Origin of the sequence: Faecalispora sporosphaeroides DSM 1294, assembly GCA_000383295.1 — a bacterium.
GTDB lineage: Bacteria > Bacillota > Clostridia > Oscillospirales > Acutalibacteraceae > Faecalispora > Faecalispora sporosphaeroides.
Genome location: KB911072.1, coordinates 134,177 through 159,626 on the forward strand (window position 1 = coordinate 134,177; position 25,450 = coordinate 159,626).

General features: G+C 57.2%; 20 protein-coding genes. 11 read left to right on the plus strand and 9 right to left on the minus strand.

What is annotated here, in order from left to right; translation table 11 throughout:
• Positions 1-6 precede the first annotated feature (6 nt).
• The 3 genes from G340_RS0112660 to alaS all read right to left on the minus strand — a co-directional run bounded on the left by G340_RS0112660 (position 7) and on the right by alaS (position 3,802).
• Positions 7-549: a phosphoribosyltransferase family protein gene (locus G340_RS0112660; protein WP_020074019.1), complete on the minus strand. Its 543-nt coding sequence runs from the start codon at positions 547-549 to the stop codon at positions 7-9.
• A gap of 43 nt (positions 550-592) precedes the next feature.
• Positions 593-931, minus strand: coding sequence for a histidine triad nucleotide-binding protein (locus tag G340_RS0112665; RefSeq protein WP_020074020.1), 339 nt, complete (start codon positions 929-931; stop codon positions 593-595).
• A gap of 240 nt (positions 932-1,171) precedes the next feature.
• A complete protein-coding gene (gene alaS, locus G340_RS0112670; RefSeq protein WP_020074021.1) occupies positions 1,172-3,802 on the minus strand; it encodes an alanine--tRNA ligase in 2,631 nt (876 codons plus the stop codon).
• 34 nt (positions 3,803-3,836) lie between these two features.
• On the opposite strand from alaS, the gene G340_RS18005 reads away from it, so the two are divergent.
• Positions 3,837-4,265, plus strand: coding sequence for a hypothetical protein (locus G340_RS18005; RefSeq protein WP_154653203.1), 429 nt, complete (start codon positions 3,837-3,839; stop codon positions 4,263-4,265).
• On the opposite strand, the gene G340_RS0112680 is transcribed toward G340_RS18005, so the two are convergent.
• Positions 4,251-5,849, minus strand: coding sequence for a peptidoglycan D,D-transpeptidase FtsI family protein (locus tag G340_RS0112680; RefSeq protein WP_020074023.1), 1,599 nt, complete (start codon positions 5,847-5,849; stop codon positions 4,251-4,253). The genes G340_RS18005 and G340_RS0112680 overlap by 15 nt on opposite strands.
• A gap of 440 nt (positions 5,850-6,289) precedes the next feature.
• Here G340_RS0112680 and G340_RS0112690 point away from each other — a divergent pair, with 440 nt between their 5' ends.
• On the plus strand, positions 6,290-7,204 hold the full coding sequence (locus G340_RS0112690) for a sensor domain-containing diguanylate cyclase (protein ID WP_020074025.1): 915 nt from the start codon (positions 6,290-6,292) through the stop codon (positions 7,202-7,204).
• 346 nt (positions 7,205-7,550) lie between these two features.
• On the opposite strand, the gene G340_RS0112695 is transcribed toward G340_RS0112690, so the two are convergent.
• Positions 7,551-7,763, minus strand: coding sequence for a cold-shock protein (locus G340_RS0112695; RefSeq protein WP_020074026.1), 213 nt, complete (start codon positions 7,761-7,763; stop codon positions 7,551-7,553).
• Between the two features lie 362 nt (positions 7,764-8,125).
• Between G340_RS0112695 and G340_RS0112700 the strand changes: the two genes are divergently transcribed.
• Positions 8,126-8,359, plus strand: a complete 234-nt coding sequence (locus G340_RS0112700) for a hypothetical protein (RefSeq protein WP_154653204.1) — start codon at positions 8,126-8,128, stop codon at positions 8,357-8,359.
• Between the two features lie 42 nt (positions 8,360-8,401).
• Entirely contained in the window at positions 8,402-8,668 is a 267-nt protein-coding gene (locus tag G340_RS0112705; protein WP_020074028.1) for a hypothetical protein, read from the plus strand.
• Between the two features lie 6 nt (positions 8,669-8,674).
• On the opposite strand, the gene G340_RS0112710 is transcribed toward G340_RS0112705, so the two are convergent.
• Complete coding sequence (locus G340_RS0112710; protein WP_020074029.1) at positions 8,675-11,290, minus strand: methyl-accepting chemotaxis protein; 2,616 nt, start codon at positions 11,288-11,290, stop codon at positions 8,675-8,677.
• A 713-nt stretch (positions 11,291-12,003) separates the two neighbouring features.
• Complete coding sequence (locus G340_RS0112725; RefSeq protein ID WP_020074032.1) at positions 12,004-13,182, minus strand: DegT/DnrJ/EryC1/StrS family aminotransferase; 1,179 nt, start codon at positions 13,180-13,182, stop codon at positions 12,004-12,006.
• 156 nt (positions 13,183-13,338) lie between these two features.
• Between G340_RS0112725 and G340_RS18010 the strand changes: the two genes are divergently transcribed.
• From G340_RS18010 to G340_RS0112760, 7 genes are all read left to right on the plus strand, one after another.
• On the plus strand, positions 13,339-13,500 hold the full coding sequence (locus tag G340_RS18010; protein WP_154653205.1) for a hypothetical protein: 162 nt from the start codon (positions 13,339-13,341) through the stop codon (positions 13,498-13,500).
• A gap of 312 nt (positions 13,501-13,812) precedes the next feature.
• A complete protein-coding gene (locus tag G340_RS0112735) occupies positions 13,813-14,403 on the plus strand; it encodes an acyltransferase (RefSeq protein ID WP_020074035.1) in 591 nt (196 codons plus the stop codon).
• Positions 14,390-15,523, plus strand: a complete 1,134-nt coding sequence (locus tag G340_RS0112740) for a DegT/DnrJ/EryC1/StrS family aminotransferase (protein WP_020074036.1) — start codon at positions 14,390-14,392, stop codon at positions 15,521-15,523. The genes G340_RS0112735 and G340_RS0112740 overlap by 14 nt, the downstream gene beginning before the upstream one ends.
• 90 nt (positions 15,524-15,613) lie before the next feature.
• Positions 15,614-16,933: a nucleotide sugar dehydrogenase gene (locus G340_RS0112745; protein WP_020074037.1), complete on the plus strand. Its 1,320-nt coding sequence runs from the start codon at positions 15,614-15,616 to the stop codon at positions 16,931-16,933.
• Between the two features lie 101 nt (positions 16,934-17,034).
• Complete coding sequence (locus G340_RS0112750; RefSeq protein WP_020074038.1) at positions 17,035-18,153, plus strand: Gfo/Idh/MocA family protein; 1,119 nt, start codon at positions 17,035-17,037, stop codon at positions 18,151-18,153.
• Positions 18,150-19,232, plus strand: coding sequence for a non-hydrolyzing UDP-N-acetylglucosamine 2-epimerase (gene wecB / locus G340_RS0112755; RefSeq protein ID WP_020074039.1), 1,083 nt, complete (start codon positions 18,150-18,152; stop codon positions 19,230-19,232). Before G340_RS0112750 ends, wecB begins: the two co-directional genes overlap by 4 nt.
• 12 nt (positions 19,233-19,244) lie before the next feature.
• A complete protein-coding gene (locus G340_RS0112760; protein WP_020074040.1) occupies positions 19,245-20,480 on the plus strand; it encodes a glycosyltransferase family 4 protein in 1,236 nt (411 codons plus the stop codon).
• A gap of 331 nt (positions 20,481-20,811) precedes the next feature.
• Here G340_RS0112760 and G340_RS0112770 read toward each other — a convergent pair whose 3' ends face one another.
• Entirely contained in the window at positions 20,812-22,929 is a 2,118-nt protein-coding gene (locus G340_RS0112770) for a methyl-accepting chemotaxis protein (protein ID WP_326522403.1), read from the minus strand.
• A gap of 366 nt (positions 22,930-23,295) precedes the next feature.
• Entirely contained in the window at positions 23,296-25,371 is a 2,076-nt protein-coding gene (locus G340_RS0112780; RefSeq protein ID WP_020074044.1) for a methyl-accepting chemotaxis protein, read from the minus strand.
• Positions 25,372-25,450: the final 79 nt, after the last annotated feature.

Consider the following 25,450-nt stretch of genomic DNA (forward strand, 5'->3'; position numbering starts at 1 on the left):
TCTTTATTACTTCACAAACAGGGGAAGCGGCTCGAGGAAGATGATATCGTCGCGCTTTGCGGCGTCGCCCTCGGCCAGAACACAGGCGCGGCCAACCACGTTGCCGCCGAATTCGTGAACCAGCTTCTCAATCGCGGCGAGGGATTCGCCGGTGCTGATCACGTCGTCGACAATCAGAACGCGCTTTCCGGCAAGATCTTTATAGTCGTCCTCCGAAAGATACAGGTCCTGCACGTGATCCGTTGTGATGGATTTCACCTCGACATGGATGCAGTTGCGCATGTACGCCTTTACGCTTTTGCGCGCCACCACATAGCGGCGGCAGCCTCTGCGCGCCATTTCGTAGCACAGGGGGATTCCCTTTGTCTCCGCCGTGATGACCACATCGTGCTCGGGGCAGCGGGCCAGCAGCTCCTCCGCCGCGCGCTCGGTGATCTCGATATCGCCGAACATCACAAAGCCGGCGATGTCGAGATGCTCGTCGATCGGGCAAATGGGGAGCTGCCTCTCGCACCCGGCAATTGTGATTTGGTATGTTTCTGCGCTCATTCTAGTTACAGACCTTTCTTCTGTTAATTTCAAGGGAAGGGCATCAGCCCGGAGGCCACGCCATAAACCGGCCGCCCAGCAGATGAAAATGCAGGTGCTGCACGGTTTGGCCGCCGTCGTTGCCGCAGTTGTTGACCAGGCGGAAGCCGCCCTCTAACCCAAGCTGCTTTGCAAGCTGCGGGGCCTTTTCAAAAACATAGGCGATGATTCCGCTGTTCTCCTCCGTGATCTCCCACGTGGAGGAAATATGCTGCTTCGGGATAATGAGAACATGCACCGGGGCCTGAGGATCCAGGTCGTGGAACACGAGGATTTTATCGTCCTCATACACTTTTTTGCTGGGAATTTCGCCATTTGCGATTTTGCAGAACACACAATCCACCGAAAATTCCTCCTAACATTAAAACCTATGCGATCTTATTTTGAATTAGCCGTTGATTTTGCCGTCTTTGAAAAACGTGAAAAGCGCGGGCCGCCCGAAAACGCAGGGCTGTGGGCGAGGAAAGAAACGCGCCTGCTGATATCATACTGGCCCTTGCGGCTTACTGTTACCCCTGTCGGCAAACAATCGCACGGGGAGCGACGGCAAGCCCATGCTGCGCCCGCTTTTTGGCGACCGTGCTTATTTGAGCATTGCGGCGATGAGTTCATCCGCCGCGGAGAGCGCTTCTTCCAGCTTTGCGGGATCCTTCGCGCCGGCCATCGCCAGGTCGGGCTTGCCGCCGCCGTTGCCGCCGGCCAGCTTTGCCACCTGGCCGACCAGCTTGCCCGCGTGTACGCCGAGCTTCTGCGCTTCGGTTCCCGCCGTCGCGGCGATGGTTGCCTTGCCGTCGGTCACGCCTGCCAGAATCGCGACGACATCCGCCTGCCGGCTCTTGATCTGGTCGCACATGGCGCGAAGTGCATCCGCGCCCGTGCCGGGCAACACCGCAGTCATCACGCGAACGCCGCCCACCGGCCGAGCGTTTGCCAGCATGCCGCTGATGCGGACGGACGCAAGCTTTCCGGTCAGGCTTTCGATCTCGCGATCCTTTTCCTTGAGCTCAGCCGCGACCTGCTTTGCACGCTGCACCAGCTCGGACACATTGTTCACCTTGAGCGCCGCGGCAGTCTCCTGCATCCGCTCGGCCTGGCGGGAGAGCAGCGCCAGAACGCCGGTTCCGGTAACGCCCTCAATCCGGCGGACACCCGCCGCAACGGAGCTTTCGGAAACTATGCGGAACAGACCGAGCTTTGCGGTATTGTCGATATGCGTGCCGCCGCACAGCTCACGGGAGAAGTCCCCGGCGCTGACCACGCGGACAACATCGCCGTACTTTTCGCCGAACAGCGCCATTGCGCCGAGCTTCTTTGCTTCCTCGATCGGCATTTCGCGGCACTCCACAGAAATCCCCTCAAGGATCGCCTGATTGACCAGCGCTTCGGTCTGCTGCAGCTCCTCCGGCGTCATCGCGGAGAAATGCGTAAAGTCAAAGCGCACATGTTCATCATTGACGAGCTGACCAGCCTGCTCCACGTGGGCGCCCAGCACACGGCGCAGCGCCGCCTGCAGCAGGTGGGCCGCCGTATGATTGCGCATGATCGCCGCGCGGCGCTCGCCGTCCACCTTCGCGGTGACGGTATCGCCCTCCGAAATGCGCCCGGCGGTGATTTTGCCGCGGTGCAGGAAAATGCCGCTGGGGTTCTTTGTGGTGTCGGTCACCGTGAATTCGGTATCCTGTGCGGTGATCGTGCCGGTGTCGCCCACCTGCCCGCCGCTTTCGGCGTAGAATGGGCTCCGGCTCAGCACCAGAGTGGCCTCGTCACCCACCTCGGCAGAATCCACGCGCTCGCCGTTTTTGATCACGGCCAGCACCTCGGCCTCGCTCTGCATTGTTTCATAGCCCACAAACGCGGTGGCGGGCAGCTCTTCCGTGCCGTTCGCGCCGCCTGCCCAGGCGTCCGCGCCCGCGTTCTTGCGGGCCGCGCGGGCGCGCTGCTTCTGCTCGGCCATCAAGCGGCGGAAGGTCTCCTCGTCCACGGTCATGCCCTGCTCCGCGACGATTTCCTTCGTCAGATCGAGCGGGAAACCGTAGGTGTCGTTCAGACGGAACGCATCCTCGCCGGAGAACACCTTTCCTTCCATCCCCTGCATCAGGTGATTCAAAAGCTGCAGGCCCTGATCAATCGTGCGGGCAAAGCTCTCTTCCTCCACGTGAATCAGCTTCACGATCATGTCTCGCTTTTCCGCCAGCTCGGGATAAGCGCCCTTGTTTTCGGCAATCACGGTCTCCGCCACTTCAAACAGGAACGGGCGGTTGATGCCGATCAGCTTGCCGTGGCGCGCCGCGCGGCGCAGCAGGCGGCGCAGCACATAGCCGCGGCCCTCGTTGGAGGGCATCACACCGTCGCCGATCATAAAGGTGGTGCTGCGAATGTGGTCGGTGATCACGCGCAGGGAAATATCTTTTTTATCGTCGTCGCCGTACTGAATGCCCGCAATGCGGCCGACATGCTTCATAATATTCTGTACGGTGTCCACCAGGAAGAGGTTGTCTACCCCCTGCATGATGCAGGCCAGGCGCTCAAGGCCCATGCCGGTATCGATATTCGGGTGGTCGAGCGGGGTGTAGGTACCCTTTCCGTCGCTGTCAAACTGAGTGAACACCAGGTTCCAGAACTCCACATAGCGGTCGCAGTCGCAGCCGGGGCCGCAGGTAGGCGAACCGCAGCCGTACTGCTCGCCGCGGTCAAAATGCAGCTCGGAGCAAGGGCCGCAGGGGCCGGAGCCGTGCTCCCAGAAGTTATCCTCCTTGCCGAGGCGCACAATGCGGTCGGGAGAAACGCCGACCTCTTTCGTCCAGATCTCGAATGCCTCGTCGTCGTCCTGATAAATCGTGACCCATACGCGATCCGCGGGCAGGGCCATCACCTTGGTACAAAACTCCCATGCCCAGGCCGTGGCCTCGTGTTTAAAATAATCGCCGAACGAGAAATTGCCGAGCATCTCAAAATAGGTGCCGTGGCGCGCGGTGATGCCGACGCGCTCAATATCCGGCGTGCGGATGCACTTCTGGCAGGTGGTCACGCGTTTTCTGGGGGGCGTTACCTCGCCCGTAAAATACTTTTTCATGGGCGCCATGCCGGAGTTGATGAGCAAAAGACTGTTGTCTCCGTTCGGCACCAGAGAAAAGCTCTTCAGGCGCAAATGTCCTTTCGATTCAAAAAAAGACAGATACTTTTCACGAATCTCGTTCAATCCTGTCCACTGCATGATTCTTAACTCTCCTGTCTGATCGTAATTCCACTTGAAAAAGCCTTTCGTTCTTTCCCTGCCCAAGGCGGCGGAAGATGCCCCCTGTTTACAGAAAGAAAATCACTTTTTCAGTGAATTGATTGCAATTGGAATGGGCGCGCGGCAAACCGTGAAAACACAAAAAAACAGACCTTCACCGCCCGAAATGGGACGGAGAAAGCCCGTGGTACCACCCAAATTGCGCAAACCGCGCCACTCAAGCCCCTTAACGCGGGGAACGTCCGGATTCTTCACCCGGCGGCTGCGGGAGGGGCCTGCCGCCCGCCGCTCGCAAGGGTCTTTCAGCCTAACCGGCTGTGCCGGCGGAACCCTCTCTCTGCTGCGAAACACGAAAACAGCTTCTTTCCCATATACGCCTTTTTTCTATCAAAATCGTTTTTATTATACTCCCGAATTCCGGCGGTTGTCAATTGGTTTTTGAGATCAGAGCGTTCGCAATTTCCTGAAAGACCGGGGCTCCGTCGCTGGCGCCCTGCGCGTTCTCCGAGAGCACCACAATGCTGTAGCGCGGGCTCTCGAGCGGGAAGAATCCCGTGTACCAGCCCTGCACGATCTCTTTGCTGCCTTCAAACTGCCCGGTCTGGGCTGTTCCCGTTTTCACCCCGGCTCCGCCGAGCACCGGCTTGCCCTTTTTCGCCGTGCCGTCCTCCACGGCCACGCCCATAAACTGCCGCAGCCGCGCCGCCGTATCCTGCGACATCACCCGCACGGCTTCCGGCTGCTTTGCCGCCTCCACATACCGCAGATTTTCATCCACCAGCCCCTGTACAAGGCCGGGCGGCGTATACAGCCCGCCCGAGGCTACCGCGTTCATCAGCCCGGCAATCTGCACCGGCGTTGCGGTTAAAACGCCCTGCCCAAACGAAAAATTCGCCAGCGCGCGCGGCACCAGGAGCTCGTCTTTCTCCGGCAGGCTCCCCGCCGCAGAGGCATAGCCCGGCGCCAGGGTCAGGCTCTGGCCAAAGCCGAGCGACTTTGCCATACTGAGAAAGGTCTCGTTCGGCACCTGCTGCATCAGCCTGACAAAATAGGTATTGCACGACTGCGCGATCGCGCCCTGCATATCCAGCGTGCCGTGCGCCTTTCCGTTATAGCAGTGGAACACGCCCCCGCTCACCTCGATTCCTCCGGTGCAGGTAAAGGTGGTGCCCGGCGAAACGCCGCTTTCGAGTGCCGCCGCCGCAGAGACAACCTTAAACACCGAGCCGACGCTGTAGGCGGAAATCGCGCGGTTCAAAAGCGGGGAATCCGGATTCTTCAGCGCCGACTGCAGATCATTCGGCGAAAAATCCGGCAGGCTGACCATTGCGCGAATTTTCCCGCTCGGCACCTCCGTAACGACGACGGCGCCCTTTTTCAGGTGTTTTTTCGCCGAACGCTCCGCCAGCGCCTGAATTTCGGCATCCAGCGTGAGCACGACGCCCTTTTTGTTTTTGCTGGAGGTATCGATCACCTGTTTGTTTTCTCCCGGCAGAATCCGGTTAATCGCATCCACTCGGTAGTTGACCGCGACCTCGCCCGGATCGCTGGACAAAAATTCCTGATACGCCTTCTCCATCCCGGCCACGCCCGTGCCGCTTCCATCCAGATAGCCGATCACATTGGCGGCGATCTGTCCGCTCGCACCATAGCGGCGGTTGGTTTCAAAGGTGTCGATCCCCTCCGCTGAAACGGGCTTGGGCAGACCCAGCAGAAACGGCTTTCCCTTCGTCAGAAGCGTATAGACCTCTTCCATCCGCGCGCGGGGAAGAACCGCCTCCAGCGCGGAGGCCGATTCCGGCGTGGGGTTGACCACAGCCGTATACCCCTTCTCCACTCCCGTCAGCGGATTGAGTTTTGTATCGTAAATGGTGCCGCGGCCCGAAGAAACCGTCAGCCAGTAGCTGCTCTGCCGGTCGGCGGTTTCGGCAAGCTGACTGCCCGTGGCAATGCGATACAGGTTCATCAGCAGCAGAAACATGCAGAGCATAAAAACAGAAAAAAACGCTGCAACGCGCTTGCTCATTCCAAATCCCTCCCGTTTCTTTAGCATATCCAGAAGCAGGAAGCTTTAATCAGCGCAAAGCGGCACCAAACACACGTGGACGGCCCCAAAAAATCCTTTTTTCAGGCTCGCGCATTTCATTTGCCGCGGACGGAAACCGGGAGCCGACCCCCTCTATTTTCCAGCGCGGAAAAACATCCAAAGTTGCGGAAAATAGAAAATGAAATTTATTTCCGTTTTAAGCCTTTCCGTGTCATTTATTGCTTTACATCAGGAAAGGATTGATATATATTCTATAGTAAAAAGAAGCTGAACGGCAGTTTCAGAACCCCGCGTCTAGCGTGCAGCCCCCACCCTGCACGCTGGTGAGAATCCCGGGCCGAGCGGAAAAGCACCGCCGGTTTTCGGAACACCGGCGCAGACCCAGCCAACGCCTTCAGGATTCGGAGGAGGGAAACAAGATGGAATTTCAAATGAGCGACGAGCATTACCGGCTCGTTTTTGAAAACAGCGAGGATGCAATTTTGATTACAAGCCCAAAGGGCAAAATCTACCGGGCCAATCCGGCGGCCTGCCGCCTGTTCCTGAGAACGGAGGAAGAACTGTGCCATGCGGGCCGGGCCGGGATCACCGACCTGGGCGACCCCAAGCTGGCGCTCGCGATTCAGGAGCGCGAAAGGCGGGGAAAGGCCCGGAAAGAGCTGACCTTTATTAAGGGAGACGGCAGCAAATTCGTTGCCGACTACACCTCCGCGCTTTTTCAGGACAAGGACGGCGTGCGGCTCGCCGTGCTCTCCATCCGCGACATGACGATCTATAAGCAAAACGAGGCCAACCTGCGCAGAAGCCAGGAGGAAAACGAATTTCTGGCAATGCATGATTTTTTGACCGGAGCGCTCAACCGCAGAAGCTTTGTGGAGCTGCTGGCCGCCGAAATGAACAGGGCCCGGTGGGAAAGCCTGCCGCTGACCCTTGTGATTGCGGATATCGACTATTTTAAAAACATCAACGACACCTACGGCCACATCGGCGGCGATGTGGTACTCAAGCGGTTCACGGAGTGCCTTTCCTCAAATCTGCGCCCGCACGACTTTCTGGGGCGGTTCGGCGGGGATGAATTCGTCATCTGCCTGCCCAATACGGATCTCGAGACGGCGCTGGCGCATTTGGAGCATCTTCGCCGGCAGGTGGAGATGCTGGAGGTTTACCACAACTCGCAGCGAATCGAGCTGACCGCAAGCCTTGGAGCGGCGATGTACTACAAGGAATTCGGGGTGGATACGGACGCCTACCTGGGCAGGGCAGACGATTTTCTGTACCGGGCCAAGCTGGATCGAAACTGCGTGCGCAGCGAAATTTCAGAGAGGATTGAGTAATCCGGCTCTCAAATGCCGGTGCGAAAACACCGCTTTCGCACGGCTGCGGTTGATCAAAGCCACGCGTTCAACGCGGTTTGCATAAACTTTAAAAGGGTGCAGTACCGGCGCACGTCTCGGGGTGTATCAAAAAGGGCTTTGATTGCATCACCTGCCCCGTGGCTGCGAAAGCAATTGCAATCGGCAAAACCTGCGCTGAGTGAGCACAAAAGAACGGTCGCTTTGATCAATGCCGAAGGCGAAAGCATTTTGATTCTCACCGGCAGAGCAGGTGGTGTTCTCGCTAAAGCGGCAAAACAAAAGGCCATCCCTCACGGGACGGCCTTTTCGTTCAATTCAGAAAAAATTACTCAGCAATCTCAACATTGGCAGCCTTCAGCTTGCCATTGCGAGCGTCAGTTTCCACTTCAAAAGTGACCTTCTGGCCCTCGCTCAGCGATTTATATCCCTGACCGGCGATAGCGGAAAAATGAACGAACACGTCATCTCCACCATTGTCGTTGGCGATAAAACCATAACCCTTTTCTGCATTGAACCATTTGACTGTACCTTTCTCCATAAGAAAAGCACCTCCTTAGAAAAATGTTGTATCCAAAACTGTAAAAAAGAAAAAGCCCGCATCTTGCATAAATCATTAACGGACAATGACTTACATCAAGATGTGAGCTCATTTTCGTACATCATTTAGAATGCAAGATCAGTATAGCATGAAATAACCGCTTTGTCAAACAGTTTTCCATGTCCGCTTTTCTTTATACTCGGCTTTCGGGTTGAATTCTTCCCCGAAAAAATCTTCAGACCGCCCTGAAATTTTCTGTTTCCCCACCCTGTCGGGTGAATGCGACGTATTCGCAGGCAGGGGTTCAAAGGGCCGAGCCGATTTCAGGCGGCTTTGCCGGGCGTTGGTCTGAAATGGCCGCCGTGAGCCAGTATCTGGTACACCGCTATTATTTGGAAAAATATCCGCAAATATACCTTGCTTACCAAAAAACAGCGTATGCAGAGCGAATTCGCCCGCAGCTTTTAGAAAGGCAGACAGGTGTTCCGGGCGGCAGTTTTCGCAGCGGAGTGGAACAGCCTTGCTGGGCGGCGCCCGGATTTTTCGGGCAAGCCCTCGCCCCACTGAATGATTTTGCAGATTCCGGCAACACTTGATCCATATATTGCGGGATTTCTCCCGCCGGAGGGAATGGTGTCATGCCGCAAAAGAAAAGAACAGAAACGCTGCTCGGCGTACTGGCGGTTGTGCTGGCCGCGATTTCTCTGCTGTGCTTTTTTGCCGCATACCAGCTGCGCACGCAGGCCAAACAGAATATGGACGCCCTGCCGCCGCGCATGCTGGTGGGGTGGTTTTCGCAGAACGCCGGCCAAAACGAATGCTCCGCGCCGCGGCCCGCCTGCCGGAACCAACCGCAGGAGAAAAGCGGCGCTTTTTCTGCCCGACAGTGCCCGGCGGCGCTGTGAAAGCGGTTAAGAAGCATCCTCCGTCTTTTGGGGGTGTGTTTCCGATTTCTCCGCTTCCGGTTCTTCTGTTTTCGGCTCTTCCGTGTCCAATTTTTCCGGTTGCGGCTCTTTTGTTTCTGATTCTTTTGTCACCCGTTCTTCGGCTTCTCTCTCTTCCGCTTCTTCCGGAAAGGCCTGCTCGAGGGCTTTCTCCGCTGTCGCTTCGGGGCCCTCTTCAAGCTGTCGGTTCCATACGTCCTCCGCTTCCACCGGCTGGGGAGCCGCCGTTTCGGCCTGCGCCGCAGCCAAAGCATCAAAACATACTGTTTTGGGATTTTCGCCATCCCTTTGGGGAACCATTTCGTTTTCCCCTGTGCAGTCCTGCGGCGTTTCTTCCCGGCCCGGCATCTCCCGTACACAGGGATAGCCGGGCGTTGCCGTGTCTGCCGCTTTCTCAGCTCCCCGGTGCGTGTGCTCCGCGGAGGAAAAGCGGAACCGCGCAAGCTCCCTGTGCAGCGCGGCCGCCTGCTCCGACAGAGCCTGACTGGCCGATGACCCCTCTTCCGCGGAAGCCGCGCTGCTCTGCACCCCGACAGACACCGCCTCCAGGTCGCGGGTGATCTGCGCGACGGCAATCGCCTGCTCCGCCGCCGAAGAATCGATCTGATCCATAATCCCCTTCGTCTGCCGTGCCTGCTCCTCGATCGCGCTCAGAATTTCCGCCGTCTGGCACGCGATATCGGAGCCCTTTTGCACCTGACCGGAGGATTTCTGGATCAGCGCCTCCGCCTCCCTTGCGGCCTCGGCAGACTTTGCCGCAAGGGAGCGAACCTCCTGCGCCACAACGGAAAAGCCCCGGCCGGCCGCTCCCGCGTGCGCCGCTTCTATGGAGGCGTTCAGTGCCAGAATATTCGTCTGGAACGCGATCTCCTCGATCATGCGGGTGATCTGCTTGATCTGCGCCGAAGAAGCGCTGATCTCCCCCATGGCCGCCGTCAGTTCGGCCATCCGCTCCGTTCCTCTGGAGGTCTGCTCGTCCGTCGCCGCAACATGCATTGCCGCGCTGCGCACGCCGCCCGCGTTTTCTTCCGCCTGCGCCGACACCTGCCTCACCGCGGAGGAAAGCCGTTCGATCGCCTCGGCCTGCTCCCCCGCCCCCCGCGCAAGCGACTGGGACGCCTCGAACATCTGCACGGAGCCGGAATCCACCTGCTCGGCAGAATGGCTGACACGGTAAAACGTTCGGTTGAGGGATTCCGAAATCTCAAGCAGCGCCCGGCGGATGGGGACAAAATCCCCCGCATACTCATTCCTGAGCTCCACCCGCAGGTCGCCGGTGCTGATCTGCCCCAGAACGCGGGAAATCTCCTGCACATAGGTGCTCAGCACCTGGCAGGTTTGGCGGAAGGTATCCGCCAGCTCGCCGAATTCGTCCTGCGCGGTGACCGAAACATCCGCGCTCAGGTTCCCGTTCCTCATTTCCAGCGCGAGCCGCATCACATTCTGCATAGGCGCAAGCGCGCGCCGCAGCAGCAGCGAGACGCTCACCCCGAGCAGAATCACCCCGCCGCAGGCGATTGCCAGAATAATCAGCGTCAGCTGCCGGGCCTGGCCCAGCGCCTCCTCCGTACGCACCACAAACGCGCTCGAAAGCGGCTGCTCCACGCCGGCTACGGAGAGCGGAATCTGAATTCGATAGGAATCCTTTCCCGTGGATTCATCCGTACCGGACAAAAACTCTTCCATTCCCTTCGCCGCAAGGTCGCGTACATGGCCGCCGCTTTTCTCCCCGGCCCCGTCCGCCTGCCCGTACCGGGTGCCGAGCAGCTCGCTTTTTTGAGAGTGCGCAATATAGGTGCCCTCCCGCGTCAGCAAAAAGCTGTACGCCGTTTGGTAGCCGCCCAGATCAAACGGGATCTGGTTCAGCGTATCCAGCAGCACGTCGCAGGTGGCCACGCCGACAAACGAGCCGGAGGGGTCGAGAATCGGGTTGCTGATGCTGATGATCCACGCTTTTTTCCCGGCGGAAATTCCGGTGGAAAGCTCTACCTCATACGGCTCCGTAATCAAGGGCTTGCGCGTTTCCTTTACGATAGCGTAATAGGGCTGATCGTGATACTGGTCATAATCATTTTTCACCGTCATCGCCACATCGCTGCCGCTGCGGAAAGCATAGGACGAAAGCCCGTACGGCGTTTTGTCAAAATACACATCTGGCTCCCACGCAACATACACGGAAAAAATCCGCTCGTCCTCCAGAATCCCGGTCAGCATATCATTCAGAAAAGGGCGCAGCTGCTCCTTGGTCAGGTGAAGCTGCCCCAGCTTGGACATTGCGAGCGCCAGCGCACTGGAGCGGGTCTGCATGGTATCCAGGTAGGCTGCCGCCAAATTGGCGTTCTGCTGCGCAAGGTATTTGACGTCCTTTTTGGTGTTGCCCACCATGATCCCGGAAAGATTCAGGCTCAGCACCGTCATGATCGCCGCCATCACCAGCGCGATCAGCGCCACGGTCTGCAAAGGCATGCGCACGGCCAGCCGCCTGACCCTGGGCAAATTGCGTATGTCGAAATGGATTTTGCGGTTCGTTTTTTGAAAAATCAGCGCTTTGATCTCTTGAAACAGCTGAGATAATTTCTGCATCTTTTCCTCCCTTTTCCGACCTGCCCCAGGCCCCAACCGAACTTACGGCTTCATGGTACCGGATTCCTGAAAAGGAATCAACCGATGCGCGGCCCATTTGGAAAAAACCGGAAAATCGAAGAAATGCAGGGAAGAAAAGGAAGCATTCTTGTGGAGAAATCCTTTGATTTCTGCGCGGGTTAAAACGGAATTAAATCATTTTGGAAATACCGCCAAATATTTCAGGCAAATCCCGGAATTTTTTTGTTACAACAGATAGTTGTTCTCTTGTCAAATTTTCCGGCGCGTTTTATTTGCTTTTAAGAACATAAGAATTCTGTTAACTGTGTTAAAGCGATATCAAAACGCCCGCGTTATTTTGGGATTCCATTCTCACATGAAAGGCGTATAATCAATTTAAACCAATTAGTTGAAAACGATTATACTTGAAGGTTGAAGAGCAAAGATATCTGATCAGATGGTTACCGTCGCAGTTTCTGTCCTTTTGCACGATGCAGGGGAAGCTGGCGGCCCGATCGTATCTTGGCATGCTGTATTCCTTTGTTTTGACCGATCAAATCCTTTGTCCGTCCACCAATCTATACCCAAAGGAACAAATCGTCGCCTTTGCTGCAGAGCTGTTTGAAAAAGACTGACAACATAACCCCAGACAGACAAAAAGCGTCCATCCTGCTTTTTCACAGCAGGATGGACGCTTGATTTTGATCCAACGATTATTTGTGGTACTTCGCAGCGATATCCGCCACTGCATCGATGATATACTGCACCTGCTCATCCGTCAGGCCGGGGTACAGCGGCAGAGAAATGCAGCGCTCAAAATGCTTCTGCGTCTCCGGGAAATCCTCGGGCTTGTAGCCGAAGCGCTTCGTATACGCCGACATGTTGTGCACCGGAATAAAGTGTACGCTGGTGCCGACGTTGCGCTCGTTGAGCTCCGTGATAAACTGATCGCGGTCGATCGTGAGCACCTCGGGCACAATGCGGATCACATACAGGTGCCAGCAGTGGGTGGTGTACTCGGGTACAAACGGCTCCTCAATCGCGTCCATCGCGCCGAACGCCTCCTGATAGCGGGCGGCGATCTTTAGGCGGGCCTCCTGCATCTCCTCCAAACGGCGGAGCTGAACCAGACCCAGAGCGGCCTGAATGTCGAACATATTGTTTTTATAACCGAACTCGGCGATGTCGTATCTCCATGTGCCGCCCTTCGCGTAGCGGTTCCACGCGTTCTGGCTCATGCCGCTGTTCGAGAGCATGCGGGCCTTGACCGCGGTTTCCTCGTCATCGGTGACGAGCATGCCGCCGTCGCCGGTGCAAAGGTTCTTTGTGGCGTAAAAGCTGTAGGACGCGGCGCCCTGCAGGGAATTGCCGATCAGCCTGCCCTTGTAGCGGCTCCAGAGCGCGTGGGCCGCGTCTTCGGAAACAAACAGGTGGTGCTTGTCCGCAATTTCATAGATGCGGTCCAAATCGCAAACCTGCCCGCTGTAATGGACGGGCACGATCGCCTTGGTTTTCGGCGTGATCTTCTTTTCGATTTCGTCCGGGTCGATGCAGGTCGTGCGGTAATCAATATCCGCCAGAACCGGGGTCGCCCCCAGGTGAACGATCGTATTCGCAGAGGCCACATAGGTCATCGGTGTGGTGATGACCTCATCCCCCGGGCCAATGCCCTGTGCCGCCAGCGCCATGTGCAGAGCAGCCGTACAGGAGTTCATCGCAACGGCATATTTTGCGCCCAGATATTCGGCAAACTGCTTTTCAAACTGCATGGTGCGGGGGCCTTTGGCAAGCCAGCCGGATCTCAGCGTGGCAACCACTTCGTCAATTTCGGCTTCTGTAATGTCGGGAACATTATAGGGGATAAACGTGTCGCGGCTAACAAACTTGCTCATAACTATCCCTTTCCCCTGCTTTTGGCACTGACCGGACCGGCCGAGCAGGATTGAATTACGCAAAACATCCGGTATGCGGCATGCTTGATGTACGAAAGTACTGTTTATGATAATACGATCGGAAATTCTTGTCAATACGAATCGGCGGATTGCGGATTGAAACGATTGACTCTGGTAAATAATAGCGATATAATAAACCGAAGTAAGGCGATCCGTTCCCGGGACAGCGTGGGGGTCATCCGCCGGGCGGTTCCGGCGGCATTTGATTCCAGACAGGATACTCACGGCAGCTCCGAAAGCAAAGCGCCGAGTGCCTGAGGGAGCGCGGAATCATCAGCCTGGTAGTTTTGGCTATCCGGGCGGTTTTTTCGTTCGCCGGGCGAATGGATTTCGGTCTCGCCGCCCTTCGGCGCCGAAGAAGGCGCAAAACCGTCGGCCGAACGGCTGCGGCGCCCGCAGAGCGTTTGAGATGGCCGGCTAAAGGTATGACACAATCATGTTAAAGAATCAATTTCATCTTCATCAGCCGGGAATCCGTAAAATGGATCCCGTGCGCCAGATTCGGCAGCGGCGTGCGGAACAGAACCGGCCCATTCCTATTTTGCTGCCGGAGAATGGCGGTTACTCACAGTGAGCGAGAAAAATTTTTTTGTACACGAAAGCGCTTTTGCGGATGACGGCTGTCAGATCGGCGAGGGAAGCAGAATTTGGCATTTCAGCCATATCTCCTCCGGCTGCCGGATCGGCAAGGGCTGCACTCTGGGGCAGAACGTCTTTGTGGCGCCGGGCGTCGAAATCGGCGATCACTGCAAAATTCAAAATAACGTTTCCATCTATGAGGGCGTGGAGCTCGGCGATTACGTGTTCTGCGGCCCCTCCATGGTGTTTACCAATGTACCGCGCCCCCGCTGCAAATATCCCCAGCGGGGCTCTGAGTTTTATGTCCGCACTCCGGTGGGCGTTGGCGCCAGCATCGGCGCCAACGCGACGATCGTGTGCGGGCACAGCATCGGTGCACACGCGTTTATTGCCGCGGGCAGCGTGGTGACGAAAGACGTACCCGCGCACGCCATTATGATGGGAAGCCCCGCGCGTCAGCACGGCTGGGCCTGCGAATGCGGCGAAACGCTGGACGAAGCCCTGCACTGCCCCAAATGCGGCAGGCAGTACACACACACGCCGCAAGGCCTGAAGGAGGAAAAAAATCATGCAGAAAATTGAATTCAACGATTTGGCGGCCCAATACCGTACCCTCAAACCGGAAATCGACGCGGGAATCGCCAAGGTTCTGGAGGAATGCCACTTTATTTCCGGCCCGCAGGTAGAAGAACTGGAGCAGGAGCTCTGCAAGTATGTAGGCCGCAAATACTGCGTTTCCGTCTCAAACGGAACCGACGCGCTGCAAATGCCGCTGATGGCCTGGGGCGTAGGCCCCGGCGACGCGGTGTTCGTGCCGGCCTTTACCTTTATGGCAACCGCCGAGGTGGCAAGCCTTGTGGGCGCTACCCCCGTATTCTGCGACGTGAAGGAAGACACCTTCAACCTGGACCCCGCCTCTCTGCGCAGGCAGATTGAGCGCGTTAAGGCGGAGGGCAAGCTGAACCCCAAGGCCGTGATCCCGGTTGACCTGTTCGGCCAGACCGCCGACTATGAGGAGATTTTGCCCATCTGCCGCGAATTCGGGCTTCTCGTGCTGGAGGACGCCGCGCAGGGCTTTGGCGGAGTCAACAACGGCCGCAGGGCCTGCGCGTTCGGCGATGCTTCCGCCACCAGCTTTTTCCCGGCGAAGGCTTTGGGCTGCTACGGCGACGGCGGCGCGATCTTCACCGACGACAAGGAGCTGTACGACCTGCTCGTTTCCATTCGTGTACACGGCAAGGGAAGCTTTAAATACGACAACGTGCGCATCGGCCTCAACGCCCGGCTCGACACCATTCAGGCCGCGATTCTGCTGCCGAAGCTGCGCGCTTTTGACAAAGAAAACGAAACCCGCCACAAGGCGGCGGCGCTGTACAACTCCCTGCTCAAGGACAAATTCGACGTCCCCGTCACTCCGGAAAAGCTGGAGTCGAGCTTTGGGTACTATACCCTCAAGGCCAAATCCGCCGGGGAGCGCGACCGCCTGATGAAGGGTCTGGAAGAAAAGGGCATCCCCACCATGATCTATTACCCGAAGGCCCTGCATTTGCAGGAGGCCTTTCAGGAGCTCGGCTACAAGGAGGGGGATTTCCCGGTGAGCGAAAGCTTGAGCCAACGGGTGTTCAGCCTGCCCATGCACGGCTACATCACCCCCGAAACCGTCACCTATGTGGCGCAGGAGCTGAACAGCCTGGCGGAATAAATCCGCCGCACCCCGGTACGCTTCGGCGGAGTGTTCCGCCCGGTTACAATAAAGTGAAAGAAATGCAAACAAAAAGGTAGGTAACAAACTATGTCAAATCGCAAGACGGAGCTTCTTTCCAAAATAGAAAGCAAAACCGCCACAGTGGGCATCATCGGACTGGGGTATGTCGGCTTGCCCCTGGCTGTGGAAATCGCCAAGGCCGGCTACAAAACCATCGGCTTCGACGTTCAGGAGCAGAAGGTGGAGCAGGTTAACCGCGCGCACAATTATATTGGAGACGTGGTGGACAGCGCTCTGGAGGATGTGGTAAAAAGCGGCCGGCTTTCCGCCACCAGCGATTTCTCCTTCATCAGCAGCGTGGACTGCGTCGCCATCTGCGTGCCCACTCCGCTGGACAAATACCAGCAGCCCGACATCAGCTATGTGAAGAGCTCCACGGAGTCTGTTGCGAAATATCTGCACGCCGGCATGCTGGTGATTCTGGAATCCACCACATACCCCGGTACCACGGAGGAGCTTTTGAAGCCCATTCTGGAAGAGAGCGGCCTTGTCTGCGGCGAGGATTTCTTCCTTGCGTTCTCCCCCGAACGTGTCGACCCCGGCAACAAGCAGTATAAAACCAAGAACACCCCCAAGGTGGTAGGCGGCGTAGGCAAAGACAGCACCGAGGCTGCCGCGGCTTTGTACCGCAACGTGCTCGAGGGCGGCGTGTACGAAGTGGCCTCCCCCGCCGTGGCGGAAATGGAAAAGCTGCTGGAAAATACCTACCGCAACATCAACATCGGTCTTGCCAACGAAATGGCGATCATCTGCAACCGCATGGGCATCAACGTGTGGGATGTGATCGACGCCGCGAAAACGAAGCCCTACGGCTTTCAGGCGTTTTATCCCGGTCCGGGCCTCGGCGGCCACTGCATTCCGCTCGACCCCTTCTACCTGACCTGGAAGGCCCGCGAGTATGATTACCACACCCGGCTGATCGAAACCTCCGGCGAGATCAACACCGCGATGCCCGAATACGTGGTAGACCGCGCGATGAAGGTATTGAACCGCAATAAGACCGCGATGAACGGCGCGCGCGTGCTGGTGCTGGGCGTCGCCTACAAGAACGATATTGACGACTACCGCGAATCCCCCGCACTGAACGTGATTGACCACCTGCTGGAGCAGGGCGCGGACGCCGTCTTCTTTGACCCCTATATTCCGGAATACAAGCACAAGGGCAAGGTGCACCAGGGCCTGACCGAGCTGACCGACGACGAGCTAAAAAATGCAGATATCGTCATCATCTGCACCGCGCACGAGTGCTTTGACTACAACAGAATCCAGTCCCTCTCAAAGGCGATTTTCGATACGAGAAACGCGATGAAGGACGTGGCGGACAGAAGCAATATCGAGCTTCTGTAAGGTGATTTGACGAAAGCGAGTACAGGAGCGCCGGCCGGGCCAGCGCTCCTTCCTGCGTGAAAAACCAAAACGACAGATGCAAGATGAAGGATGGGAACGAAATGAAAAAACTGAATTTCCTACTGATCGGCTGCGGAAGAATCTCGAAAAACCACGTTGCCGCCGCTGCGGAAAACGCCGGACTGATGGAGCTCGTCGCCGTCTGCGACCTGATCGAGGAGCGGGCGCAGGAGAAGGCGGACAGCCTGCAGGAAAAAACCGGCAAGCGCCCCGCGGTATACACCGACTACAAAAAAGCGCTGGAGGAGCTTGCCATTGACTGCTGCTCCATCGCGACCGAAAGCGGCTACCACGCCGAAATCGCGCTCGACTGCCTGCGCCGCGGCAAGCACGTGCTGGTGGAAAAGCCCATGGCGCTTTCCACACACGACGCACAGCTGATGATTCAGGAGGCAAATTCCCGCGGACTCAAGCTGGGGGTCTGCCACCAGAACCGCTTTAATGCCCCGATTCAGGAGCTGCACCGCGCGGTTGAGGATAACCGCTTCGGCAAGCTGGTAAACGGCACCGCCCGCATTCTGTGGAACCGCTCCATGCCCTACTACGAGCAGGCTCCCTGGCGCGGAACCTGGGCGCAGGACGGCGGCACACTGATGAACCAGTGCATCCACAACATCGACCTGCTGCAGTGGAACCTTGGCGGCGAGCCGGAAACCATTATGGCGATGACCGGCAACTACCTGCGCGACATAGAGGCCGAGGACTTCGGCGCCATTCTCATCCGCTTCAAAAACGGCGCCGTCGGCATGGTGGAAGGCACCGCGTGTGTATACCCCAAGAATCTGGAAGAAACCCTCTCTGTTTTCGGCGAGACCGGCGCCGCCGTCATCGGCGGCCTCGCGGTCAACCGCGTACAGACCTGGAATTTCTCTCAGCCCGCCGAGCAGGATGAACGCGTGGCTGCTCTGGCCGGAACAGACCCTGCCGACGTATACGGCCACGGCCACAACGCGCTGTACGCGGACTATATCCGTGCGATTCAGACCGGCACGCAGCCGCTCGTGAGCGGAACCGAGGGCATCAAGGCGCTCAAGATCATCCTTGCGGCGTACAAATCCCAGAAAACCGGCCAGGCCGTCCGCTTTGATGATCTGGAATTCTCTACTCTGGATATGAACGACAGCGACGTGCGCTATCATTCAGAGGAGGCCGCCCAGTGAAGATCGTAACGATTGTCGGCGCAAGACCGCAGTTCATCAAAGCCTCTGTGGTATCTGCCGCGCTGGCGCCCGCGTGCGACGAGATCCTCGTACACACCGGGCAGCACTACGACCGCAATATGTCCGACGTGTTTTTTGAGGAGCTTTCCATCCCCCGCCCCAAGTATCATCTGGGGGTCGGCTCCGGCACGCACGGCAAGCAGACCGGCGAGATGCTGATGCGCATTGAAGAGGTGCTGCTCGCCGAGCACCCGGATATCCTGCTCGTTTACGGCGACACGAACTCCACGCTGGCCGGGGCGCTCGCGGCGTCGAAGCTGCACATCCCCGTGGCGCACGTGGAGGCGGGCCTGCGCTCGTACAACCGCCGCATGCCCGAGGAGCAGAACCGCGTGCTGACCGATCACATCTCGACCTGGCTGTTCTGCCCAACGCAGACAGCGGAGGACAACCTGAAAAAAGAGGGAATTGAGGCGGGCGTTTCCATCACCGGCGACGTGATGCTCGATTCTGTGCTGCATTTTCTGAAGCTGGCCAAGGCCAACCCGGAAAAAACGGCAATTTATGAACAACTTGGCATTGCCCCGAAGGGCTACCGGCTGGCGACGCTCCACCGGGCGGAGACCACCGACGGCGGCCTGCCCGCCGTTGTGCGCATTTTCCGCGCCTTTGAGCGGCTGCCCGAGCCCGTGGTTCTGCCGATTCACCCCCGCACCCGCCCTCTGGCGGAGGAAGCCGTCTCGAAAGAGGGCTTTCGCAACATTCGCCTGATCGACCCTGTGGGCTACCTGGAAATGCTGCTGCTCACCAGCGGCGCAAAGCAGGTGCTGACCGATTCGGGCGGACTGCAGAAGGAAGCCTGGTTCATGGAGGTGCCCTGCGTCACCCTGCGGCAGGAGACCGAGTGGGTCGAAACCCTGGTCGGCAATTGGAATATCCTCTCAAAGCTCGAGACAGAAGATATTCTCGACAAGGCCCTGCATACCATTCCGGACCCCGCGGCGCGCGGACTGATGCCGTTCGGCGACGGCGCGGCCAGCCGGAAAATCGCGGCGGCCCTGCTTTCACAAAACAACTGAGGGGGCGGCGGCATGAACATCATTTTGTCCAACCACTATGCCGGCACCGGCAAAAGCATGGAGTACCGCCCGTATTTCATGGCCAAGCGCTGGGTGCGGCAGGGGCATCAGGTCACGATCGTCTTGTCCTCCTTTTCGCACCTGCGCGGCGACAATCCCGACTCCAAGGGGCGCCCGTACTGGGTGGAAATGATCGACGGCATCCGTTATTTCTGGATCGCCGGATCCGAGTACCACGGCAACGGGATGGGCCGCATCAAAAACATGCTGTCGTTTATCCGGGGGCTTTCTAACTTTGAAAGCGCCATTACAGAAACCGGCCGGCCCGACGCGGTGATCGCGTCCTCCACCTATCCGCTCGAGATTTATCCGCTGCGCAAAATGGCGGACAAGCATGGCGCGAAGCTGATCTACGAGGTGCACGACCTGTGGCCGCTCAGCCCGATGGAGCTGGGCGGAATCCCCAAATATCACCCGTATATCATGCTGATGCAGGCCGCGGAAAACTACTGCTACAAGCACTGCGATACCATTGTCTCCATTCTGCCGAACGCGCAGGAGCACATGATAGAGCACGGCATGAAGCCGGAAAAATTCGTGTGCATCCCGAACGGGATCGTAAAAGAGGACTGGGAAACCGCCCAAACCGGAACACCGGTGTACGCGGAAAAACTCAGCCAATACCACGATGAGGGCTATTTTCTAATCGGCTACACCGGCGCGCATGGCGTAGCCAACGCGCTGGACAGCTACGTGGAGGCCGGCGAGCTGCTGCGGGATAAAAAGATCAAGCTGCTGCTGGTAGGCCAGGGCCCGGAACGCGAGCGGCTGATTCAGAAAATCAAAGACCTTGAGCTGAACGACGTCGTTGAGGCTCTGCCCGCCGTCAAGCGCGACGAGGTGCCCGGCCTGCTGGAGCAGCTGGACGCTTTGTATGTGGGCCTGCAGCGCCAGCCGCTGTTCCGCTTCGGCGTCAGCCCCAACAAGCTGATGGATTACATGATGGCGGCAAAGCCGGTCATCTTCGCGATTGAAGCGGGCAACGACATGGTGGCCGACGCCAAGTGCGGCATTTCGATTGCGCCGGAGGATCCCGCGGAAATCGCGCGCGCGGCGCAGATTCTGGCATCCACGCCGAAAGCGGAGCTGGAAACCATGGGCAAACGCGGGCAGGATTACATTTTAAAGTACCACGAATACGACGTGCTTTCCAACCGATTTCTGGAGGTTCTCGCCCAGCCAAAATAGAAATGCGGCTTTCGATTCGTTTTGGATTGCAACGCTGCCGGGAAAGAGCAAGAGGGGTTTATGAACTGCACCCCATTTGTTATTCAGTATATTATACTGTCTCACATTTGGGCTGCAGTTCAGTATTACGATGTGCTTCTCCCCGATTTAAAGGAACTGAGCAGCCCCTATGCCCAGTATCGCCGGCAGCTGGAGGCCGCAAATCAGGCCCTATTGTCCCGATATCCTGAGATCAAAAGATGGAATTCGTAGGCTTGCAAAAAGGGGGCCGTGCCTCTCCTCTCGGAGAAGCACGGCCCCCTTTTGCTATTTTCCGGCGCTGTATCTGTTTTTAAAAGCCTTCTTCAAAGGAATCGAAATCCATCTCCGGCTGTTCATCAGCGGGCGCAGCGCTCTCTTCCTGGTCATGCAGCCGGAACTTGCGAATCTCCAGATGCAGGGTTTCCGCCTGGCTCGAAAGCTCGGCGCTCGAGGCGGAGCTTTCTTCCGCTGTGGCAGCGTTGGTCTGCACGACCGCCGAAATTTGAGAGAGCCCCTCCGAAATCTGGTTGACCGCTTCGGCCTGCTCCTGCGCGGACTGGCCCATCCCGATCACCGCCGCATTCGTCTGGTTGCCCAGCTCGATCACGGTCTGAATGGAACCGGAGACCTCATCCACTGCGGAAGCGCCGAGCTCCACCGCCTGATTGGATTTTGCCAGCAGCTCCGCCGTCTGCTTTACGGCCTCGGCAGATTTTGCGGCAAGGTTGCGAACCTCGTCCGCCACCACGGCAAAGCCCTTACCCGCCGCGCCGGCACGAGCAGCCTCAATCGCGGCATTCAGCGCGAGAATGTTGGTCTGGAGCGCAATATCCTCAATCGTGCGGGTAATCCCCATGATGGTGGAGGACGAGTGGCTGATCTCCTTCATGTGGCTCTCAAGCAGTTCCACACTGCGGCTGATGGACTGAATCTTCTGATTGGACTGTTCGTACAAGGCCACCGTGTTTTCGGCATTTTTGGCGTTTTCTTTCGCCGACTCGTCAATGCGCACGATCATGGAGGAAAGCTCCTCCACAGAGGCCGCCTGCTGGGTGGCGCCGGCCGCCAGCGCCTGCGCCGCGCTCGAAACCTGCTCCGCACTGGAATTCACCTGCGCCGCGATTTCGTCGATGGAAGACAGCGTGGTGCAAAGCGAGGAGGAAATATCCAGCAAGGCCTGCTTAACGGGCGCAAACTCACCGGCGTACTCCTGCTGCAGATGAATCTGCATATCGCCGGAGGCCATGGTTTCCAACGTGCTGGCAATTTCGTGAATATAGCCCCTGTAATTGGAGAGCTGGAACACCGTTCGGTTGAACGCATCCCCCAGTCGCCCGATTTCGTCCTGACTATTCACCGAGATTTCCACATCCAGATTGCCCTCCGCGATCTGGTTGGCCGTCACGGTCAGCTTCTTCAGCGGGGCGACCAGCCTTTTGGAGATCAGCACCAAAAGCACTAAGATCGCGCCGAACGCGACCACAAAGGAAATCAGCAGTACAGAGCGCACGTTGTTATACTCCTGAAAATATTCCTTCTCCGGCAGCCCGGTCGCCACCATCCAGCCGGTGTCGCCCACAGCGCAGGTGTACCCGTAGCTGACGATGCCGTGAGAGGTATACTGAACGCTCCCAACCTTTTTCTCCTGTAGGCTTTTCACGATGGATTGGGTCAAATCCGTATCGGAAATATTATGATTGAGGTACTCGTCTTTGGGGTGAGAAACAATGTTCCCACCGGCGGACACCAGAATGTAGTAGCCCTCCTGCCCGATTTTGAAGGAACGAACATTTTCGCTCAGGCTGGTAAGGGTGAGATCGAGCCCCACGGCGCCGATGATCTCCGACGTTCCCTTTCGATACACAGGCGAGGCGATCGTCACGACCTGCTGCTTTGTGTTGATGTCCTCGTAGGGTTCCGTGAGCGTGATGCCGTTCTTCTTTTTCATTTCAATAAACCAAGGGCGTTCGGTCGTTTTATAGCTCTTGTTGTTTCCGCCATTGGTGTTAATGCTCTGCTCCGCGTCCACATCTGCGATAAAAATAGACAGAATATTTTTATCTGTTCCGCGCATGGTCTGCATCGTCTGGTACAGGTTGGCAAACCTTGCGTCGTCGCTCATCGTATGGCTCTTATTGGAATCCGTCATCATCTGCTGCAGATCCGCGTTTTGGGACAGCCGGCTGGAAATTTGCGTGTACTGCAACAGGAACTCGTCCACCTGATAGGCCGCGCCCTCAGACTTGGCCTGCAGCTCGTTTTCCGTCAGGTGGGAAACGGAATTCCCTACCAGACTGAGCAGAATCATTCCGATGATCACATAGGAAAGAAGTACCGGTACGCCGATAAAGGCCATCGTTCGGGCCCCCAAGCTGCGAAAGCCCCTGATCGACGTATCCCTTGCTGTTTTTTGATTTTCTCTCTTCATTCGATAGTTCCTTTCACCTTTCTTTATCTAAAACGGGAGCCTGCAACAGAGGCGGCCCGTTTCAAAAAACACAGATAACCCAATAAAAATTTTTGGGCTACCTATTCCCTCTGCTTTGTATATCGGCTGAGTGATTGTAGAAATTTAATAAAAAATAAGAAATTTTATCATCAAAAAAATACTGATATACAGTTTTGTTTTCTGGAAAGCCGCGCTTTGGCGCCCGTTTTCTGTGACACTCTTCACCCGCCCGAAAAAAAAGGGCGCCAAAAAAGCCGTGCTCCTTTTTTGAGAAGCACGGCTTTTTCTGTTTGATGGTAAACGATTTTCAGGCGGTCTGCCCGCTTTGCATCGGTCTTTTCAACATCAGCGTTCGATTTCCCATTTCCCGGAGGATTCCGCAGAAGCTTTCTCCTGCTCGTGGAGCTGAAACTTGCGAATCTCCATATGCAGGGTTTCCGCCTGGCTCGAAAGCTCGGCGCTCGAGGCGGAGCTTTCTTCCGCCGTGGCAGCGTTGGTCTGCACCACCGCCGAAATCTGAGAGAGCCCCTCCGAAATCTGGTTGACCGCCTCCGCCTGCTCCTGCGCGGACTTACCCATCCCGATCACCGCCGCATTCGTCTGGTTGCCCAGCTCGATTACGGTCTGAATGGAGGCGGCAACCTCATCCACCGCAGAAGCGCCGAGCTCCACCGCCTGATTGGATTTCGCCAGCAGCTCCGCCGTCTGCTTTACGGCCTCGGCAGATTTTGCGGCAAGATTGCGAACCTCGTCCGCCACCACGGCAAAGCCCTTGCCCGCCGCGCCGGCACGGGCCGCCTCAATCGCGGCATTCAGCGCGAGGATGTTGGTCTGAAGCGCAATATCCTCAATCGTACGGGTGATTCCCATAATTGTTGCGGAAGATTTGCTGATCTCCCTCATATGCCCCTCAAGCACCCCCACACCGCCGCTGATGGACTGGATTTTCTGATTGGACTGTTCGTACAAGGCCACCGTGTTTTCGGCATTTCTGGCATTTTCCCTCGCCGATTCGTCAATGCGGGCGATCATGGAGGAAAGCTCCTCCACAGAGGCCGCCTGCTGGGTGGCGCCTGCCGCCAGCGCCTGCGCCGCGCTTGAAACCTGCTCGGCGCCCGAGTTTACCTGCGCCGATATTTCATCGATCGTAGAAAGCGTATTGCTCAGCGAATCCGAAATTCCCAGGAGCGCCTGCTTTACGGGGGCAAACTCCCCGACGTACTCGTGCTTGAGGTGAATGCGCATATCGCCTCCCGCCATGGTATCGAGCGTGTCCGTAATCTCCTGAATATAGCCGCGATAATCTCTGAGCTGAGCCACCATACGCTCGAACTCCCGCGCAAGCCGGCCGATTTCATCCTGCGATTTGACGGACACCATTACATCCAGATTTCCCTCGGCCACCTCGCCCGCCGCTATCTGCAGCTGCCTGATCGGCGCCGCAAGACGGCTGGAGATCAACAGTATCATCAGCAGAACCAGCACCATCGATACCAGCATCACAATGCCCCAGATCCACACAATCCGATGATAGTTTGCGTAGAACTCCGCGTTTGGCAGGCCGGTTGCGACCATCCAGCCCGTGTCCCCCACCGGGGAAAGGTACCCGTGGCTCTGCGTTGTGCCGGAGGTGTATTCGATCAGGCCTTCCGTATGGGCTGTGGCGGCCTGCTTGAAGTTGTCGGACAAGTCGACATCCGTAAGGCTCTTGTTCACGTTCTCCTGCGCGGGATGGTAAATCACCTGGCCGCCGGAGGAAAGCAGAATGTAAAAGCCGGTATTGCCCAGCTTATAGGCCGCCAAGCTCTTGTTCAGGTTGTCCAACACCAGATCAAGGCCTACCGCTCCGATAATTTCGCTGGTGTTCGCCCGAAACACAGGGATTACCATGGTTACCACCTGCTTTTTCGTGGTAAAATCCTCATACGGATCGGTCATGGTCATACCGCCCCGCTCTTTCATCTGAACAAACCACGGCCGTTCAGAGGTGGGAAAGTCTTTGGCGCTTTCCCCCTTGGAATCCACATACTGCTTTGCGTCAACATCGGCAACCCAAAGCGACAGAATATTCTCGTCTTTACCCACCATGCTCTTCATCGTATCGTACAGGCTGGAAAATCCCGCGTACTGCTCCATCGCCTGACCCTGACCGGTAGCGGACATCATCTTCTGTATCTCCACATTTTTCGAGAACTGGCCTGGGAGCGCCATATACTGCTGAAAAAAGTTTTCGATCTGCCTGGAAGCCGCTTTGGAGTCGGAGGTCAGCTGCTGGTTGGTCAGCTGGCTGACATTGTTCCTGACGATCATCAAGATAACGGAACCGACAATCAGGTAAGATAAAATGACCGGAATGCCAACGAATAAAATGATTTTTCCACGCAGACTTTTTTTACGTTCTTTTTTCTCATTCCTTCTCACACTGCATACCCCCTATTTTTTATCCGGTTCAGCCCGTTCGGCCCTCCCGCTGCGCCAAATCTCAAGTTTCCCGGATGCT